The 16,723-nt window shown below is 47.3% G+C and carries 14 protein-coding genes and 3 pseudogenes; 10 read left to right on the plus strand and 7 right to left on the minus strand.

From position 1 onward, the window contains the following. Positions 1-123: 123 nt before the first annotated feature. The gene (locus KT99_RS01580; protein WP_005496299.1) at positions 124-1,326 is read right to left on the minus strand and encodes a multidrug effflux MFS transporter; all 1,203 of its coding nucleotides are present in this window, start codon (positions 1,324-1,326) and stop codon (positions 124-126) included. 107 nt (positions 1,327-1,433) lie between these two features. On the opposite strand from KT99_RS01580, the pseudogene KT99_RS01585 reads away from it, so the two are divergent. The 3 genes and pseudogenes from KT99_RS01585 to KT99_RS21870 all read left to right on the plus strand — a co-directional run bounded on the left by KT99_RS01585 (position 1,434) and on the right by KT99_RS21870 (position 3,216). After that, positions 1,434-2,214 (plus strand): annotated as a pseudogene (locus tag KT99_RS01585) (LysR family transcriptional regulator). A gap of 208 nt (positions 2,215-2,422) precedes the next feature. Continuing rightward, a complete protein-coding gene (locus KT99_RS01590) occupies positions 2,423-2,794 on the plus strand; it encodes a hypothetical protein (RefSeq protein ID WP_005496306.1) in 372 nt (123 codons plus the stop codon). A gap of 95 nt (positions 2,795-2,889) precedes the next feature. Next, positions 2,890-3,216, plus strand: coding sequence for a hypothetical protein (locus KT99_RS21870; RefSeq protein WP_157752170.1), 327 nt, complete (start codon positions 2,890-2,892; stop codon positions 3,214-3,216). A 245-nt stretch (positions 3,217-3,461) separates the two neighbouring features. On the opposite strand, the gene KT99_RS01595 is transcribed toward KT99_RS21870, so the two are convergent. Together KT99_RS01595 and KT99_RS01600 are read right to left on the minus strand one after the other, a co-directional pair. Continuing rightward, the gene (locus KT99_RS01595; protein ID WP_005496321.1) at positions 3,462-4,880 is read right to left on the minus strand and encodes a DUF4145 domain-containing protein; all 1,419 of its coding nucleotides are present in this window, start codon (positions 4,878-4,880) and stop codon (positions 3,462-3,464) included. A gap of 72 nt (positions 4,881-4,952) precedes the next feature. Further along, entirely contained in the window at positions 4,953-5,693 is a 741-nt protein-coding gene (locus KT99_RS01600) for a hypothetical protein (RefSeq protein WP_040571474.1), read from the minus strand. 179 nt (positions 5,694-5,872) lie between these two features. Here KT99_RS01600 and KT99_RS01605 point away from each other — a divergent pair. The 7 genes and pseudogenes from KT99_RS01605 to menE all read left to right on the plus strand — a co-directional run bounded on the left by KT99_RS01605 (position 5,873) and on the right by menE (position 12,283). Further along, a pseudogene (locus KT99_RS01605) lies at positions 5,873-6,300 on the plus strand (DUF2780 domain-containing protein). 127 nt (positions 6,301-6,427) lie between these two features. Then, positions 6,428-6,874, plus strand: a complete 447-nt coding sequence (locus tag KT99_RS01610; RefSeq protein WP_005496328.1) for a TerB family tellurite resistance protein — start codon at positions 6,428-6,430, stop codon at positions 6,872-6,874. Between the two features lie 67 nt (positions 6,875-6,941). After that, positions 6,942-7,085 (plus strand): annotated as a pseudogene (locus KT99_RS01615) (Lrp/AsnC ligand binding domain-containing protein); the annotation flags it as partial. Positions 7,086-7,204: 119 nt separating this feature from the next. Then, positions 7,205-8,920 carry a 2-succinyl-5-enolpyruvyl-6-hydroxy-3-cyclohexene-1-carboxylic-acid synthase gene (gene menD, locus KT99_RS01620; RefSeq protein WP_005496330.1) on the plus strand — a complete coding sequence of 572 codons (1,716 nt, stop codon included), beginning with the start codon at positions 7,205-7,207 and terminating at the stop codon, positions 8,918-8,920. Then, on the plus strand, positions 8,914-9,696 hold the full coding sequence (menH, locus tag KT99_RS01625) for a 2-succinyl-6-hydroxy-2,4-cyclohexadiene-1-carboxylate synthase (RefSeq protein ID WP_005496332.1): 783 nt from the start codon (positions 8,914-8,916) through the stop codon (positions 9,694-9,696). The genes menD and menH overlap by 7 nt, the downstream gene beginning before the upstream one ends. Then, a complete protein-coding gene (gene menC / locus KT99_RS01630; RefSeq protein ID WP_005496333.1) occupies positions 9,693-10,760 on the plus strand; it encodes an o-succinylbenzoate synthase in 1,068 nt (355 codons plus the stop codon). Before menH ends, menC begins: the two co-directional genes overlap by 4 nt. Before the next feature lie 14 nt (positions 10,761-10,774). Next, entirely contained in the window at positions 10,775-12,283 is a 1,509-nt protein-coding gene (menE, locus tag KT99_RS01635) for an o-succinylbenzoate--CoA ligase (RefSeq protein WP_005496335.1), read from the plus strand. Positions 12,284-12,363: 80 nt separating this feature from the next. Here the strand turns inward: menE and rpoH are convergent, their stop codons facing one another. From rpoH to ftsY, 4 genes are all read right to left on the minus strand, one after another. Beyond that, positions 12,364-13,224 carry an RNA polymerase sigma factor RpoH gene (rpoH, locus tag KT99_RS01640; RefSeq protein WP_005496336.1) on the minus strand — a complete coding sequence of 287 codons (861 nt, stop codon included), beginning with the start codon at positions 13,222-13,224 and terminating at the stop codon, positions 12,364-12,366. 363 nt (positions 13,225-13,587) lie between these two features. Further along, on the minus strand, positions 13,588-14,553 hold the full coding sequence (ftsX, locus tag KT99_RS01645; RefSeq protein ID WP_005496337.1) for a permease-like cell division protein FtsX: 966 nt from the start codon (positions 14,551-14,553) through the stop codon (positions 13,588-13,590). A gap of 35 nt (positions 14,554-14,588) precedes the next feature. Continuing rightward, a complete protein-coding gene (gene ftsE / locus KT99_RS01650) occupies positions 14,589-15,284 on the minus strand; it encodes a cell division ATP-binding protein FtsE (protein ID WP_005496338.1) in 696 nt (231 codons plus the stop codon). Positions 15,285-15,332: 48 nt separating this feature from the next. Further along, a complete protein-coding gene (ftsY, locus tag KT99_RS01655; protein ID WP_005496340.1) occupies positions 15,333-16,703 on the minus strand; it encodes a signal recognition particle-docking protein FtsY in 1,371 nt (456 codons plus the stop codon). Positions 16,704-16,723 lie beyond the last annotated feature (20 nt).

A 16,723-nucleotide genomic window follows, 5' to 3' on the forward strand; every position in this document is an offset into this window, starting at 1 on the left:
TTTTAACACTAATTAATTAGCGATCCGAGTACAAAAAAGCCCGCTCTGTGGTTAGCAGTTGGCGAGCAAAGGGTGTTGCTTGATATAAGCTAGGTCCTAGATTCTAATGCCTAGGCACCTCTCTTAATGCGCATATTGCTCTTGATGCCAATGATCTAAGCGTGGCATGGCCAGCATCACTAATAACATAATAGCCAAGGCCCCCATCACCAGCGCAACTGCATAGGGCGCCGTCAGATCCGTTTGTTGTACGAGTCCAGCCAATAGAGAAGCGCCACTCATCTGAATGAATCCGAGCATGGCCGTTGCTGTTCCGGCTCGCTCGCCGAATGCCGACAGAGCCATGCTAGTTGCAGGACCAAGCAGTAAGGCAAAACCGATACAGAGCAGCATCATAGGCAGCATAAAGCTAAATGCCGCTGCCAGGCCCGCTTGTGGCCCCCAGGTCTGAACCAGCACCTGAGACACAGCCGAGAGCAACATGATGCTCAGTGCCAGGATGACGGTGGGACGATTGCCTAACTTATTAATCAGCATAGGTGCCAGGAAGCAGGCGACTATATTGACCGCGGCATTGAGACCAAACAGACCGCTGAAGGTCAGCTCTGACATGCCTAAGTGCTCGATTAACCAAACTGGAGCATAGGAAACATAGCTCAAAATCGCCGCCATTCCAGCCATACAACATAATGCATAAAACATAAAGTGGGGCTCACTGAGTACGGGCTTGTAACGTGACCAACGGTAAAGAGGGCCTGTGGTAACAGTATTGGCTGGTCGTGTTTCCGGTAGACGGTATCCTACGACGAACATCATCACTATGGCGTAGAGCGTCATGAAGATGAAGGTCGATCGCCAGCCAAACTGCAACGCCAGCAAACCACCCAGAGTCGGAGCCAATGCAGGGATCACGCAAATAACGCCATTGAGATAACTATAATATCGCGCACCTTCTTTAGGAGTGAAGCAATCTCGCACCGCACTGAAGACCACGATCGATGTTGAACAGGCCGCTAGCCCCTGTAGCACTCTGGCCAACTGCAACCAATGAAATTCCATGGCCATGGCCGCAAATAAACTGCTGGCTATGTAGAGTAAAATACCGAAGATGGCAATTGGGCGACGTCCATAACGATCGGCTAATGGGCCAATGAGAATTTGCCCCATACCCATAGCGAATAGAAACAACACTAAGGTCGATTGAATTTCACTCGATGAAACAGAAAACTCGACAGCCATCGTCGGCATAGAGGGCAGATAAATATCTATGGCTAAGGGACTTAGTACCACCATAGACATGAGTATGGGTAACAGATTTCGACGCATGATTTTTCTCAAGATGTAGCATTATTCTATGGCTAAATTTTAGCTCAGCGATGTTATGAACAGAAATGGTATAATTTCAGAACTGAATTTCCTTTAAGGAATAACTAATGCATCTGGATAACCTGGCGCGAATCGATCTCAACCTGCTGGTCATATTGCAGGTACTGCTGGAAGAACGAAGTGTCACCCGCGCAGCCAGTCGTCTGCACTTGAGTCAATCTGCGCTCAGTAAGAGTCTTAATCGCCTACGCGATACTCTGGGAGATCCCCTGTTTCATCGGCCCACGACTCAATAATGCACCAAACCTGAAACTCGATACCTATGTATGGATGGAGCAATCCATGCAGGCCCTACAGAAGGGACAGATCGATTTCGGAATTTGTGGCAGAGGCCTACATTCACAGTCAGATTTCTTTATCGACAAACTTCCCGACGGAATCTCTCACAAGACCCTGTTTACCGACAAGCAGATCTGTTTGGTTAGAGAGAATCATCCAATCATTTCTGCGGTAAAAACAGGCCAATGGGATCTATAAATCTATCTGGAAATGTCACAGGTACAGGTGCGCTGTGAAGCGCAATGACTGGTGGGCCCTGGACTATCATCTGGCAAACTTAGCACTACGGTACCGGACTTTTATGGCGCGGCAAGTGTGTGCGCTCATAGCGATCTGATATTCACCTTGCCATCTAGCTTTGCCCGCCACGCCAGAAAACTGTATCCATTGGTCGAGCTGCCACTGCCATTCGAATTTATTCCATTGGCCTATGTACTGCTTTGGCATTCTCGTAATAATGAGGAGCCGGGCCATAAATGGATCAGAGAAACCATATGTAAGAGTGTCGCCGAGGCGTTCGATAACGACACTTCTAATAATGAGACTTGAGATAATACCAAGATGAAATAACGAAACTTGTGATAATCGGTCCGCTATTCAGCTTAGATTAATCAAAGCTGGTTTATCATGGTGATTCTTGAGGTGTTATCGCCTTTACAGACAATCTGTTACATATTCACAGCCAGATTAACTGAATTTAACGTGATCTTAGCTTATTAAATATGCAGACTAGACACAGTTAATTTTTGGAGTTTTTATGATCTATAGTCAATTTCAGCAATCACCTTTCCAGGCAAGATTCTCCGGAGCCAAAGGCTGGATGGCATTTTCTATCGGTATTGCAGTCATCACCCTAGCCCTTATAGCTCTGCCATTCCTGCTATTGTTCGGTGCTATCAGCTTTATCTTGCTGAGCCTGTTTGGTCGTCTATTTCTTAATAAACAGTTCGCTAAGTTTAAACAGCAGCAGCCCCAGGGAGCCTATGCAAGTAGTAGCCAGCAACAAGGCAATTTCTCTGCCGCTAGCGAACAGCAAAGCCAGCAAATATTTACCGACAACGCCTTTGTGGATAAATGTCATCAAGCTAAGCCGCACCAAGGACGCACCTACGAGCACGATCCAAGCTAGCAGGCATGTGATTTTCAGAAAAATCAGCGTCCTAGACTTTAAATTGTGAAGCTGTCAGAGGCCGCTTTAACAGCGCCTCGAAACGCTTCCAAAATATGACCATCGGTCAACTGCTCACAGACCAAATTATCCAAATAGGTGAGTTTCTTATAACACGCCAAAACTTTGTGGTATTTCTCAATATCCCCCTCGATACCCGCCAGTGGCATCAAGATATCTCATTCGAAATCGATTACCTCTTGCTTAGACATGATGAGGCTCAAGCCATAATTAGCACTGCCTTCAGCAAGGAAAGAGATAGGGCTGTAGAGAGGATAAACTCGATACTGAAATGTTCATCATGGGGCAGTTCAATATGCGCCCCGGTGAGCGCCCTAGCTTTATCTACTGCAGCCTCGAATACCGCGGGGATCTTACTCTGAGGCACTATAAATTCTACTCTAAACTGCTCGAATCATTCGGCTAACTCTCTTCACCCGGTAACAGCTTATCTTCCCCGTCTTATCTTTCATCTGCACGTGTGAGCAATTAAGTATCCTCTCAGTCTGAATAACATAAATGCAACACATTGCATTTTGTATGCAACCATGGAGTGGATAGAATTTCCATTTCACCTTTCGAGATCGTAGAACAAGAGGGGGTTAATACCTATCGGTATAGATAAACATTAATCAGAGAGTAGTTCTTTCGCTCTCTCTAGGGCGGCTAACTCTTCATTCTTAGTTGCAACAAAAAGTACATTCTCAACCTGTTGCAGCAGAGAATTCCATAATGGCTCTATGACCGCAAGCTCCTCGCTATTTGCCCGTTCTTTGGCTAACTTGAGCAGAGCTGCAGAGCCTACTACATCAATTTTATTGAGCATGCCATCGGCTAAGGCTATGCTGAGTTCAATCATGGCGGGTACGCTATGACCGTACTTAATCACTTCTCTGAGATAAGACTCGGCCAACGCCAGCTCAGCACTGGTAGAGTCATCATCATTGAGTATGGCTTGGGCACGAGAGAACATGGCATCGAGCTGCCCTTGCTCTGCCGCCTCTTTCATCCAATGCTCACTGGCCAACAGATCGATTTCAGTGCCTTCCCCTTTTGCCAACATCAAGGCGAGATGATATTGAGCGTGGGGGAAACCCGCCTTAGCGGCTTGTGAAATAAAATCATTTGCCTGGAGAAGATCACCTTGCTGATAAAACAACACACCTAAATTCGCCATCGCCTCCGATTGCTCCAGCTCGGCTGCACCTTGCAGATGCTCTTGGGCTTTATCGAGATCGATAGTGACGGTTTCACTGCCTACCAGATAGAAGTAACCTAACAAGGCCATGGCATTGGCAACACCAGCCTGGGCAGACAAAGCAATAGCTCTCTCCCCAGCAACGACGTCGGCCTCACCGTTATAACCGTGAATTAAGGCGACGCCATGCTCATGCATAGCATTCATGTTCCGAGCGGCAGCCAAAGAAAACCAATATTGGGCCTTGGCTAACGTATCGCTGGAAAGGTTTAATTGAGTAGACTCTTCATCATTGCTCGCCTCTAATGCCAGCTCTTGTTCTTGCTGCATAAGAGCGCGAGTCTTGAGTGACATCCCCACAAGATATTGGGCTTCGGCTTCTCCTTGCATCACGGCTCTATAACAGAGATCCCGCCCCACCAGTAAATCGAATGGCTCAAATTTATACTGAGGCAGTGACTCACCCGTGACTTGCTTAAACAAAGACTCGATGAGTTTTAATAGTTTCTCTATCGATTTTTCACTGAGCTGCTGCAATTGCTCGGCAGTCAGGTGATATTTTTCCGGGTGGGCTCCACGATTACCGTCCCCCCGTAAACGATGCAGGGCTCTGGTAATACGTACATCGATGACACGCTTATTGTTAAGGGTTTCTATTCTGTCGTATAGATTTGGCCCAGTGAACGTGACCCCTTTAGACTCGGCGAGCAGATCCGTTAATTTATGGGTAAGGCTACGAAGCAGCAGCAATGCCTGGGTAGGCACATCTTTAACATAGCTCTTAGCGATGCCATAATCATGACCTAATTCGGCAGAAAATTGAGTAACTAAATCCACATCAGTAAGCACAACAGATACTCCGCATTTCCCATTCCTAAGTACTAATAGCTAAGTGCTAAGCCTAAGCCCTATTCCTATGGCTTAAGCTTCTTCATCTACCTTGTTAGGGCGTGAAACCATGTACAAACGGAAAAGTGCCACATCGATAATCAAACCAAAAAATGTAAACAAAGACGCTGTAACAATATCGATTATAAGTATCCCATCAGGAATAACTTTTGCAGCTAGACTGTAAACAAGAATGATCGGAATATTTAAAAGGACTATAGCAACAGTTTTTAGCATAATGGGGGAGCTAAAATAGAAGCTCCTTTTTATAGCTTCTAAAGGAGTCAAACGCTCGACTACTATCATAAAATTCACAAAGAGCAATCGTATGTATAAAAATATACCGGTAAAAATACCTAAAATGGCTAAAAGTGGAGAGATGGTCAATAAAATAATATATGGACCAAAAATAGCTAAACTAGATAAAACTCCCGCTAAAAGCAAACCAGGTACAAAATTCAAACTAGTAAGCAATACTTGACTAGTTTTAGGTTCATAGCCATTAGAGCGAACTTCTAAAAATAAAGTTAAAGACGCATAAAGAATCGTTAATAACACCACATATACCAATGCAGCAATAACCAAAGACGTGTCTATCTGTACGGTGTCCATTTCCCCAGCAACAACTGAATCACTAATTACCGATAACACACTGATTAACCAGAACTTTATACCTGACATCAATATGCTAATAGGGAAAATCAATAAAAATAACTGTTTCATATTATTACGAAAGAAGTTAAAGGCTTCTGTTAATATCGCAGACAATGACATGGGTGTTTCCAATAGATAATTAAAAAAGCAAAATAAGGCAGCTAGGATACCGAAATTTGATAGTTATTGCACCGATGAAATATCACAATACAGAGCTGAAAGCGTAAAATAGATGCAATAAAATTGTTAAAAAATATAGAATGGTCCAACAATCGAATTAATTAGCCATTGGAAGAAAAATAAAACTATCAGCCATGACCGGCCTACTACTCGCTAGCACGACTCTAAGCACACCAGCGACAGCAGGTTGGTTCGATAACCTCTTTGCAGCAGAAGGCGGCTTAGGCAGCCTACTTTCCTTGGCAAAATCCACACTCGGTGGTGATGATTTTGGCTCTATTGCCAATGCCATTCCTGGAATAGACAGCCTATTATCTGCGGCTCCAGCCCTAGATAACGGATCAGGTATGTCAGGTTTACTAGCAAAGCTGGTGATCTGGGCAGCTCGCTTCGAGGCGGCGCTCAAGTTTTTGACGCCTTCGAAAAGCTTGGGATTTCAAAAGAACTCGCAGTCCCTATGCTCGAAATCGTTAAAGGCTACCTAGATAGCAATGCCGGACAGGGTACGACAGATATGCTAATGAAAGGCCTAGGTGCCATTCTTTAAGCCTGCTGCTTAGGGAAAAATAGATGAAGTAAGATTCATTATTGTATCTGCTTTACAAGTGAACTCTTATTTCATCTTCTACTCTAACCCTTTATGCTGAACTTACTTCAAATCGACAGGGTCTTTCATGTTAGCCAAATTAAAACAGTTTCTGACGTCGCACTCACAAGCCGTCACACCGGAAGAGAAAGCCCGTCAATTAAATTTAGCCGCGGTGAGCTTACTGCTCGAAGTCATCTTTGCCGATGAAACCTTGAGTGAAGAGGAGGCACAACTGTTGCCACAACTCATGACTAAGGCCCTATCTCTCACACAGGCAGAAACTGAAGAGCTGATCGATGAAGCCAAGAAGATACAAGGCGACTCGATCTCCCTCTATGAGTTTACCAAGGAGATAAATGAGCAGTGCGACATCGAGCAAAAACAGAAGTTGATATTGGCCATGTGGAAATTAGCCTATGCCGATGGTCAACTGTGCCAATATGAAGATCAGATAATTCGTAGGACCGCTGACCTGCTCTACCTTAAACACAGTGAACTCATAAAGATGCGCAATTTAGCGATGGACAGTTAGGCTCAAAAGAAGCTTATCCTGTAGTCCTCCCACCTCCATTTTCAAACTTGCAGCGGTTGTTTACGTAGGAGATATGGATCTCTTGGTCTATGTTCAGGCTTCCTCGATGAAACGTCTCCATGAGATCCGAGAGTATATCGATGCCCAGACCGATATCATCAGCATAAAAACCCATGTGGTCATGAGTGAATGGATCGATAACAGGGGCTAATAACTTAAGTACATAGTGTACTGATACAAGGCGAAGTAATCCTTAAACTATGTTGTTTAGCTTAGAAATCTCGCTTACTTCACGCTAGACTAGCGGTATCAATTTTATGGTAACTATCTATGCAGATCGAAAAAACAGCCGAACTTAACTTGTTATGGGGCACGCTTATTCTGGAGGAGCTTGCGCGACTGGGCGTACAACATGTGTGCATAGCGCCGGGCTCACGCTCGACGCCTTTGACCTTGGCCGCCGCTAAACAGACAAAGTTGCAACAACATCTGCATTTTGACGAGCGTGGCCTGGGATTTATGGCGCTAGGTTTAGCGAAAGCGAGTCGAGCCCCCGTCGCGATCATCACCACATCGGGCACGGCTGTTGCTAACCTTTACCCAGCGATAATTGAAGCCTGGTTGACCCATGTCCCTCTCATTGTTCTGTCCGGGGATAGGCCCCCAGAACTGCTCGACTGCGGTGCCAACCAAGCCATAGTACAGCCGGCGATTTTTTCTCAATACGCTAAACAGGTAAATCTACCTACACCGGGTCTCGCTATTCGACCCGAATCTCTGCTGGCAACATTAGATGAAGCCATCAGTAATCAGACTCAACCTGTGCACATCAACTGCATGTATCGAGAGCCCTTGTATCCTTCGACCATGAGTGCCAACTTCAGCGAATATCTGCGCACCTTAGGCTCCTGGCAACATACCAGTCAGCCCTATGTTCAATATGGCAAGGCGAGACTGCAGAGCATACCAGGCCAGGACGCACTGGCACGCTTCGTTCATGGCAAGGGAGTGATCATTGCCGGTACTCTGTCCCCCCAAGAGTCCCCGGAAGCCTTGATCTTGTTATCACAAAAGCTTGGCTGGCCGTTACTCACAGATGCTCAATCTCAGCTCAGACAGCACCCAGGTGTTATTGGCAATATAGATCAACTGCTGCACCAGCCTAAGGCCAGAGCCCTTCTACAACAGGCCGAACATGTCTTAGTTTTCGGTGGTCGTCTTATATCGAAGCGATTAATCAGTTATCTTGCCGAGCAAAAATGGCAGAGTTACTGGCAAGTGCTACCGACACAGATGAGGCTAGATCCCAGCCATAGCGCCAAACAGGTTTGGCTGTGTGATCTGCACACATTTGCTTCACTAGCCTGGCCCAGATCTTCACAGAACAATTGGGCTTTGCAGCTGACTCGAGTCAATGACAATCTGGAAACCCTGTTCCAACACCAGATAGACAATGGTGAATTCGGCGAGGCTATGGTGATTCGTACTATCGCCAGATCGCAGCAAGCATCACAGCAATTATTTATTGGCAACAGCTTACCCGTGCGTCTCTATGATATGTTTGCCCCCATGACCCCTGAGTACGGCTCCACTTACACTAACCGCGGTGCATCAGGCATAGATGGATTATTAGCAACTGCTTGTGGTATTGCCAAGCATAGCAAGACAGCAACCACCTTAATCATTGGGGATATATCCCAGCTACACGATCTTAACTCCCTTGCCATCGCACGCACCATGAAAACACCTTTTATCGTGGTGATCTTAAACAACAATGGCGGCAACATCTTTAACTTATTACCCGTCCATGACGAGAAGTTAAGAAACGATTATTACCGCCTCTCCCACGGATTGGAGTTTGGTTATGCTGCCGCCATGTTTGCCATCGCCTACAATCAGGTGGATGATATAGAGGGCTTCAATGCGGCCTATCAGGATGCCATTGAATTCGATGGTCCCTCTGTTATCGAAGTGACAGTGGCACAAGAGCAGGCCAGCGAACAGATAACTAAAATCGCTTCCTGGGTCAAGCAGAGCGAATGTTAGCCTTAACGTGCCATGGTGATAACGTAAAGCCGGCTCTGGTCATGATCCATGGTTTCCTGGGGAGTAGAGTCGATTGGACACCTCTACTGCCAGAGCTGAGCAAATATTTTTACTGCGTCTGCATCGACTTGCCAGCACACGGAGGCAGCCCGGCATTGTCACTCGACACACCCGGCTTGTATCAGGTGGCCACGGCAGTTCATCAATCGATTTCGGCGCTGCACATAGACAAATATCATCTACTGGGCTACTCACTCGGCGGCCGTATCTGCTTACATATCGCCCGGCTATACGGAGATCGGCTCCTTAGCTTACATCTCGAGTCCGCTCACCCGGGACTCATCAGCGCCAGCGATAGAGAGGCTAGACTCAGAAACGATAACATGTGGCACTCCAGACTCGCCAGCCTGAATTTGAATGAGTTCCTCAATGCCTGGTACCAGCAAGGCGTGTTTTCCGAGTTATCTGTGGTAGCACGGCAAGCCTTGGTCAAAAAGCGCAGCAATAATAGTGCGCTGGCACTGCAGTCGATCTATCTGGCGACATCACTCGCCGTTCAAGAAGATCTCATGCAGTTACCCAATCAGATTTCAGCTCCCAGCCATTACTACGTCGGCAAGGATGATAGTAAGTTTTTGGCCCTGGCACTGCAGTGGCAGAGTCAGTCAAGATTAACAGTGCATCAATTCGAACGGGCCGGGCACGATGTTCACTTGGCGGCTGCGGATAAATTTTGTCAGCAATTCATCTTACAACTCATAGAGACCCCGCAATGATCATCTCCTCTGCTCAGCTATATTCTTACCAGATCCCCCTGAATAAACTGCTTCCTGTCGGCAAGCAACGTATCAATCTACGCAGCGGACTGGTTCTCAGGCTGCAAGTGAAGCAGAACTCAGCAGCCGAGGGGACATCTGACCTACGCACCGAATTGGTTGAAATAAGCCCTTTGTCGGGTCTCGATATCGATAACCGCCCCTTAATGGGTTTCAGCCTTGAAAGCTCACAAGAGGTCAGCCTACTGCTGGAAGAGCGACTCGAGTCTCTCATAGGTGAACACATCATCCGGCTGTTAGATCTCGCCGAAGAGACTCAATACCCATCAGTCGCGTTTGGCTTGAGCCTGCTCTATTGCAAGCTTATCGGCCAGCTCGATGACACTGAGCTGTCACTTCAGGAGACTAGAGTGGTGCCGCTTATCTATCGCGGGCAAGATGAGCCAATTAGCAGCTTGCACGAACGAGTGCGCGCCCTACCTAGGGAAACACATTCAGTTAAGATAAAAGTCGCCCAGACCTCACTGGAAGAAGAGATCCAATTAGTTCATCAGGTGCTAGCCATAAGACCCGATCTAAAACTCAGACTCGATGCCAACCGAGGCTTCAGCTTAGAGCAGGCCATCGAGTTTGCCGCCTGTCTGCCGATAGACGCTGTCGAGTACATAGAAGAGCCTTGCATCGACCATAACGACAACCCAATGTTCTATCGAGCCATAGGCATGCCCTGGGCATTGGACGAGACCCTCAACGATGCTAAATTCAAGTTTGAAATGCAGCCGGGCCTCACGGCGCTAGTCATCAAGCCTATGCTCATCGGCACTTTAGAGAAGATACAAAATTTACAACATGAAGCCGACCAGTGTGGCGTGCGCACCATATTAAGCTCCAGCTTGGAGGCCAGCCTAGGTATTGAGGCTTTAGCGAGATTAAACCAGATAATGTCGCCGGATGAGATCCCCGGGCTAGATACCTTAGCTGCATTTAGCGTCGATCTGATCATCGACTCGGGCAAGAGTAAATGCCTGAGCTGTGATGAACTCACCTTGATCAAATCAGTCTAGGTAAAGGAGGTCCCTTGCAACGAGTCCCTGTTATCTCTCCCCTGCATCAGACGGCGAAAACTCATCCACATTCGATAGCGATAAGCTGGCGCAGCAAGGGTCTCAACATAGCACTCGGCTATTCAGAGCTGAGCCTGAAGGTCATAGCATTGGGCGAGCAACTTATAGCCTCAGGCTTAACAGGAGGAGACCGTCTCGCCTGCATTGACAGTAATTCCCCCGAATTAGTCATGCTCTACTGGGCCTGTATCGACCAAGGCATACTCTTCTGTCCACTCTCACCACGGTTTCCCCCGGCACAGATAACTCAGCTAATCGAGAGATACACATTGAGCCATGTCTGGGCGGGAGAGCTGCACCAGGATTTGCTGACTCAGGCCTTAAGCCATAGGGTAATCTCCTTAGACTTTAGCCTTACGAGCCAGCCGCATTTAGCCAAATATCAACCTGACCGATCCTATCCACCTCAATCTCAACCGGCCAGAGTCGATGCAGAGCTGGCTGCCAACATCATTCTCACGTCGGGCAGCAGTGGTATGCCTAAGGCCGCGTTGCACAGTCTCAATAACCATATTGCCAATGCAGAGGGCTCCCGCAGCTTCATCCCTCTCGAGCACGGCGATAGCTGGCTACTCACCTTGCCCGTGTTTCATATTGGCGGTCTGGCGATCATCAACCGCTGCGCCTTAGCCGGCGCAGCGGTCGTATTGCAAGATAGAGACTCCAGACTATCGGAGCAATTAACCACAGATAAGATCACTCACCTTTCATTGGTGGCGACTCAGCTGGTCAGGCTGTTGAATCAAGATGCCAGCAGTCTGCAACAGGTGAAGGCGCTGCTGCTCGGCGGCGGGGCTATATCTCCAGCTCTCTTAGCCCAATTAGAAACGCTAAAAATACGCAGCTTCACCAGTTATGGTATGACAGAGATGGGCTCGCAGATCACCACAGGTATTGCCAATGAAGACGGCAGTTGTGGTCATCTATTACCGGGCCGTGAACTGAAGATCCAAGATAACGAGATCTATGTCAGGGGCGAAACACTCTTCCTTGGCTATCTCAAGCCTCATTCTGCAGCGCAATCTCTAACCAAATCTCTTACAAGAAGTGCAGAGCAGATAACACTGACATTGGACCCTGATGGTTGGTTCTTTACCGAAGATAGGGGCTATTGGAACGAGGACGGAAATCTATGCATCTTAGGTCGCTGCGACAACATGTTTATCTGTGGTGGTGAGAATATCCAACCCGAAGAGATAGAGACGATACTCAAACAACACCCCGAGATTGAAGAGGCTATCGTTTTCCCCCTGTTTGATGACGAGTTTGGCAACTTACCAGCAGCGATAATCAAGGGAGATATCCCACAGCAGAGTGAACTAGACGCCTTAGTCTGTAGCCAAGCCGCCCGCTTTAAACGCCCTCGCCAATACTATCCTTGGCCCGAGGTCGAGCAAACCAGTTTAAAGGTATCGCGCAAACAGATCATTGAGGCGGTTTTATGCCTAGAATCTAGGAACTAGGTTCTAGGCATAAATGTTCCATATACACAAAAACCTGCCGCGGCAGGTTTTTCATTGACTCTCATTTAGGCTAGCAAGCTTTACACTTCTATGCAGCCCTTGAGCTTGTTCATGGCATTCTTCTCAAGCTGCCTGATACGTTCGGCAGAAACCTGATAAGTTGCGGCTAGCTCTTGCAACGTCGTCTTATCTTCATTCAACCAACGGGCCTGAAGAATGTGTTGGCTACGTTCATCGAGAGTCTTGATGGCAGCCAGAAGGCGAGTTTGATTGCTGGCCTCTAAGTTATCAGTTTCGACTTGACTCGCAAGATCTGAAGAGTGATCTTCGAGATACAGGGCAGGAGCATAGTCCTGAATGTCATCGTCGCTATCGCTGACAAGGTCGAATGCAGGGTCTTGAGCGGCCATGCGTGACTCCATTTCGGTCACATCGGCCTTAGATACGCCCAGATTCTCGGCAACCATGCCAACTTCTGCATCACTAAACCAACCAAGACGCTTCTTCGCCTTACGAAGGTTGAAGAACAGCTTACGCTGAGCCTTAGTGGTAGCGACTTTCACTATGCGCCAGTTTTTAAGCACATACTCATGAATTTCGGCTTTAATCCAATGAACGGCAAAAGAGACCAAGCGAACCCCAACATTAGGATCGAAACGCTTAACCGCCTTCATCAGACCAATATTGCCCTCTTGAATAAGATCTGCCTGAGGTAAGCCGTAACCGGCATACCCCTTAGCAACATGAACAACGAAACGAAGATGAGACATAATCAGCTGCTTCGCTGCCTGTATATCACCAGTTTCCTGTAAACGCTTAGCAAGCTCGTATTCCTGATCGGCTTCTAACATAGAAATGTTGTGTGCCGAATGGACATAAGCTTCCAGGCTACCGCTTCCATGGGGAACCACAAGTGCCATTAATTGCGTTTGATCAGTCATTCACGCTCCTATTCTTTCTCGACTTACTCGTCTAACAAATACTGCTAACAATACATTCATCGATATACAAGACAGAGTGTAGCACCGACTTATTTCAACAAGATGAAAGTATTTGTTACGGCCTGCCCCTGTTAAATACCGAGGCAAAGAGGGCAGGGTGGAGAACTATAGGTGATCTGACAACTTATGTCAACACACCTAAGATGAAATTTCACTCTTATAGTGTCTAGTGTCGCCTCTAGTGAATAGACAAGGCAAGTGAAGATTAGTTCATAAAGCTCATCGCTCTAAGAAAAGCCGTAAGGCTGAAGACAAAGACAACAAAGCTATAAGGCTGAAGGTTACAGACCCTCCAGCATCTAATTATGAAGGCTCGATCGCCCGCAGATGGTGGCGAACGGAGAGGTATGATCCCAACCACCCTAAGAAAGAGGCGAGCCCCACAAGCTGGCCAAGTTCAACCAGAGAAAGAGATTGCATCTGCAGCTGGCTACCATATAAGCCCAATAATTCAGCCAATGCACTGTCGAGATACCAGACCAGAAGGTTGATGATAATCCAAGCTAAGATGCCACCTATGATGCCGTACCAGATCCCTGTATACAGGAAGGGTCGCTGAATAAAGGCCTCTGTCGCCCCTACTAGCTTCATGACTTCGATCTCGGAACGACGACTCATGATGGCTAAACGTATGGTATTACCTATCACGAGTACAACGGCTAACACTAATAAGGCGGCAATGGCTAACACAGTACGCTCGAGTAACTTCACCACGGCCTGTAGTCTTTCCAACCACTCAATATCGAGTCGGCCAAAGCTCACTTCGGGTTCCAGTTCTAACTTTTTGAGTAACTCACGTGCGCCGGTAGGACTCGAATACCTGAGACTCGGTGTCACTGTCACCACTGCCGGTAGTGGATTCGTATCTAAATAAGAAAGGGCTTCACCGAATCCTGACAGTGACTGGAACTCTTCGAGTGCCTGTTCTCGATTGATATAACTCACTTCGCTGACTTCAGGGTAAACCTTAATCCGGGTAATTAAGCTTTGAATTGTTCTCTCGCTACGAGCATCGTCGACAAATAGCGATATCTCGGCGGCGCTGTTCCAAGATTGAGTTATCGTCTCGGCATTTTTAACTAAGACTTGCAGTGCGGCCGGCAGGCTTAAACTCACCCCCAACACAGCCATAGTCATGATTGAGGAGACAGGATTACGCCAGAGCTCACCCATGCTTCCCATGGCATGTTGTAGATGGCGAATGAAGAACATCACAATACGACCTGAGATGGGTAACTTGCTTCTGGTTAGCTGAGGCTTCTTGCTCATGTCATTCCCTGTGTGCCATTAGACATCATATTGATTTAAACGGTTAATGGGCTTGCCGGAGCAGAAGTAAGTTCCTCCCCTCCTAACACTCGCCCCTGCTTTAGCGTCAAGATGCGATATTTCATTCTAGCGATAAGGCCTAAGTCATGTGTAGCAATGAGTACCGTAGTACCTGAGTCATTAAACGTCTCGAATAAGCGCAAGATATCCATAGATAACTTGGGATCTAAGTTCCCCGTCGGCTCATCGGCCAACAGCAGAGGAGGCTTATTTACAATCGCCCGGGCGATGCCCACACGTTGTTGCTCACCACCAGATAGCATGATGGGGTGGTGACGCTCTTTGCCATAGAGTCCAACCATGTCCAGCGCCGCTAACACGCGCTTTTTTATCTCGCCATGGGAAAATCCTTCGATCACGAGTGGCAGGGCGACATTATCGAAAACACTCTTCTCCATCAACAAGTGATAGTTCTGAAAAATCATGCCAATATCTCGTCGAAGAAACGGCACATCTTTTCGAGACAATTTGGCAATATTGTGTCCATTAATAGACACTCGGCCAGCATTAGCACGCTCAATCACAGTGATTAACTTAAGCAAGCTACTCTTACCGGCACCCGAATGACCGGTTAAGAATGCCATCTCACCTCGTTTAAGATGAAAGTTAACATCAGTTAAGGCCTTCTGCCCACCTGGATAAACTTTACTGACCTGCTCAAATTGAATCATCTGTTCTCATTTCCCTCTGAAAAGAGTCCTGGCTAAGCGCTAAATAAATTACTTCTGTTCTTCGTTATGCTCTTGGGTAAAAAGTGCATCGATAAAGTCTTTTGCATCGAAGGTGCGTAGATCATCTATCTGCTCACCGACACCAATATGACGTATAGGTATACCGAACTTATCGGCAATGGCAAAAATGACTCCGCCTTTCGCCGTGCCATCCAGCTTACTGATCGTAATACCTGTCACACCTACCGCTTTCTTGAACAGTTCAGCCTGACTAATCGCATTTTGCCCTGTGCCAGCATCTAAGGTCAACATCACCTCATGGGGAGCATTTTCATCCAACTTCTTCATCACCCGAACGATTTTCTTTAGCTCGTCCATCAGGTGCACTTTATTCTGTAAACGCCCTGCCGTATCGGCTATCAAGACATCGATATTACGAGCGCGTGCCGCCTGGAGCGCATCGAACAGCACAGAAGCACTGTCGGCTCCGGTATGCTGCGCTATAACCGGAATATCATTCCTCTGCCCCCAGACCTGTAACTGCTCTACGGCCGCGGCACGGAACGTATCGCCAGCTGCTAACATAACCGATTTACCCTCGGCCTGATATTGTTTAGCGAGCTTACCTATGGTAGTGGTTTTACCGACACCATTGACACCCACCATCAAGATCACGAAGGGACCATCGGCACTTTCTGGAACCAAAGGAATAGATACTGGCTCTAAGGTCTTCTGCATCTCTTCACGCAGTAGTTCATATAGGGCCTCTCCATCTTTAAGCTGCTTACGGCTCGCTTGCTCGGTCAGACTATCGATCAGACGAGTGGTAGTCTCGACACCTACATCGGCGATAAGTAATTGCTCTTCGAGCTCCTCAAAAAGATCATCATCGATCTTCTTGCCCTTGAACAGACCGATAAAACCACTACCAATGTTCTCACTGGTACGCTTTAAGCCACGCTTCAACCGGGCAAAGAACCCCTCTTTAACCGGCTTTTTCTGTGGTTCAGGTTGCTTTTCAGCCTCTGGTGTCGCCGCAGCCTCTTGTGCTTCAAGAGCAAGAGCTTCTGCCTCTCTTAAAGCTAGAGCTTCAGCTTCTTTTACAGCTTGAGCCTCAGCTTCCTGTCTCGTTTTCTCGGCAAGAGCCTCTACAGCAAGACGTTCTTGTTCAGCCGCTTCTCTCTCTGCAAGCGCGGCGGCCTCTTTTTCTGCTAGAGCCTCGGCTTCTTTTGCAGCAATAGCCTCAGCTTCCTGCTTCGCCTGAGCCTCTTTTAGTGCCGCGGCTTCTTTTAAAGCAAGAGCTTCGGCTTCTTTTATCGCTAGCTCTGCGGCGTTATCCGCAACCTCTACCTCTGGGGGCTCGACTTCATCTGTTGACTTATCTTTGCGAAACCAGGAGAAAAAACCTTTCTTTGCCATGTGTAATACCAGTGCTCAAC

The organism is Shewanella benthica KT99, assembly GCF_000172075.1.
Lineage (GTDB): Bacteria > Pseudomonadota > Gammaproteobacteria > Enterobacterales > Shewanellaceae > Shewanella > Shewanella benthica_A.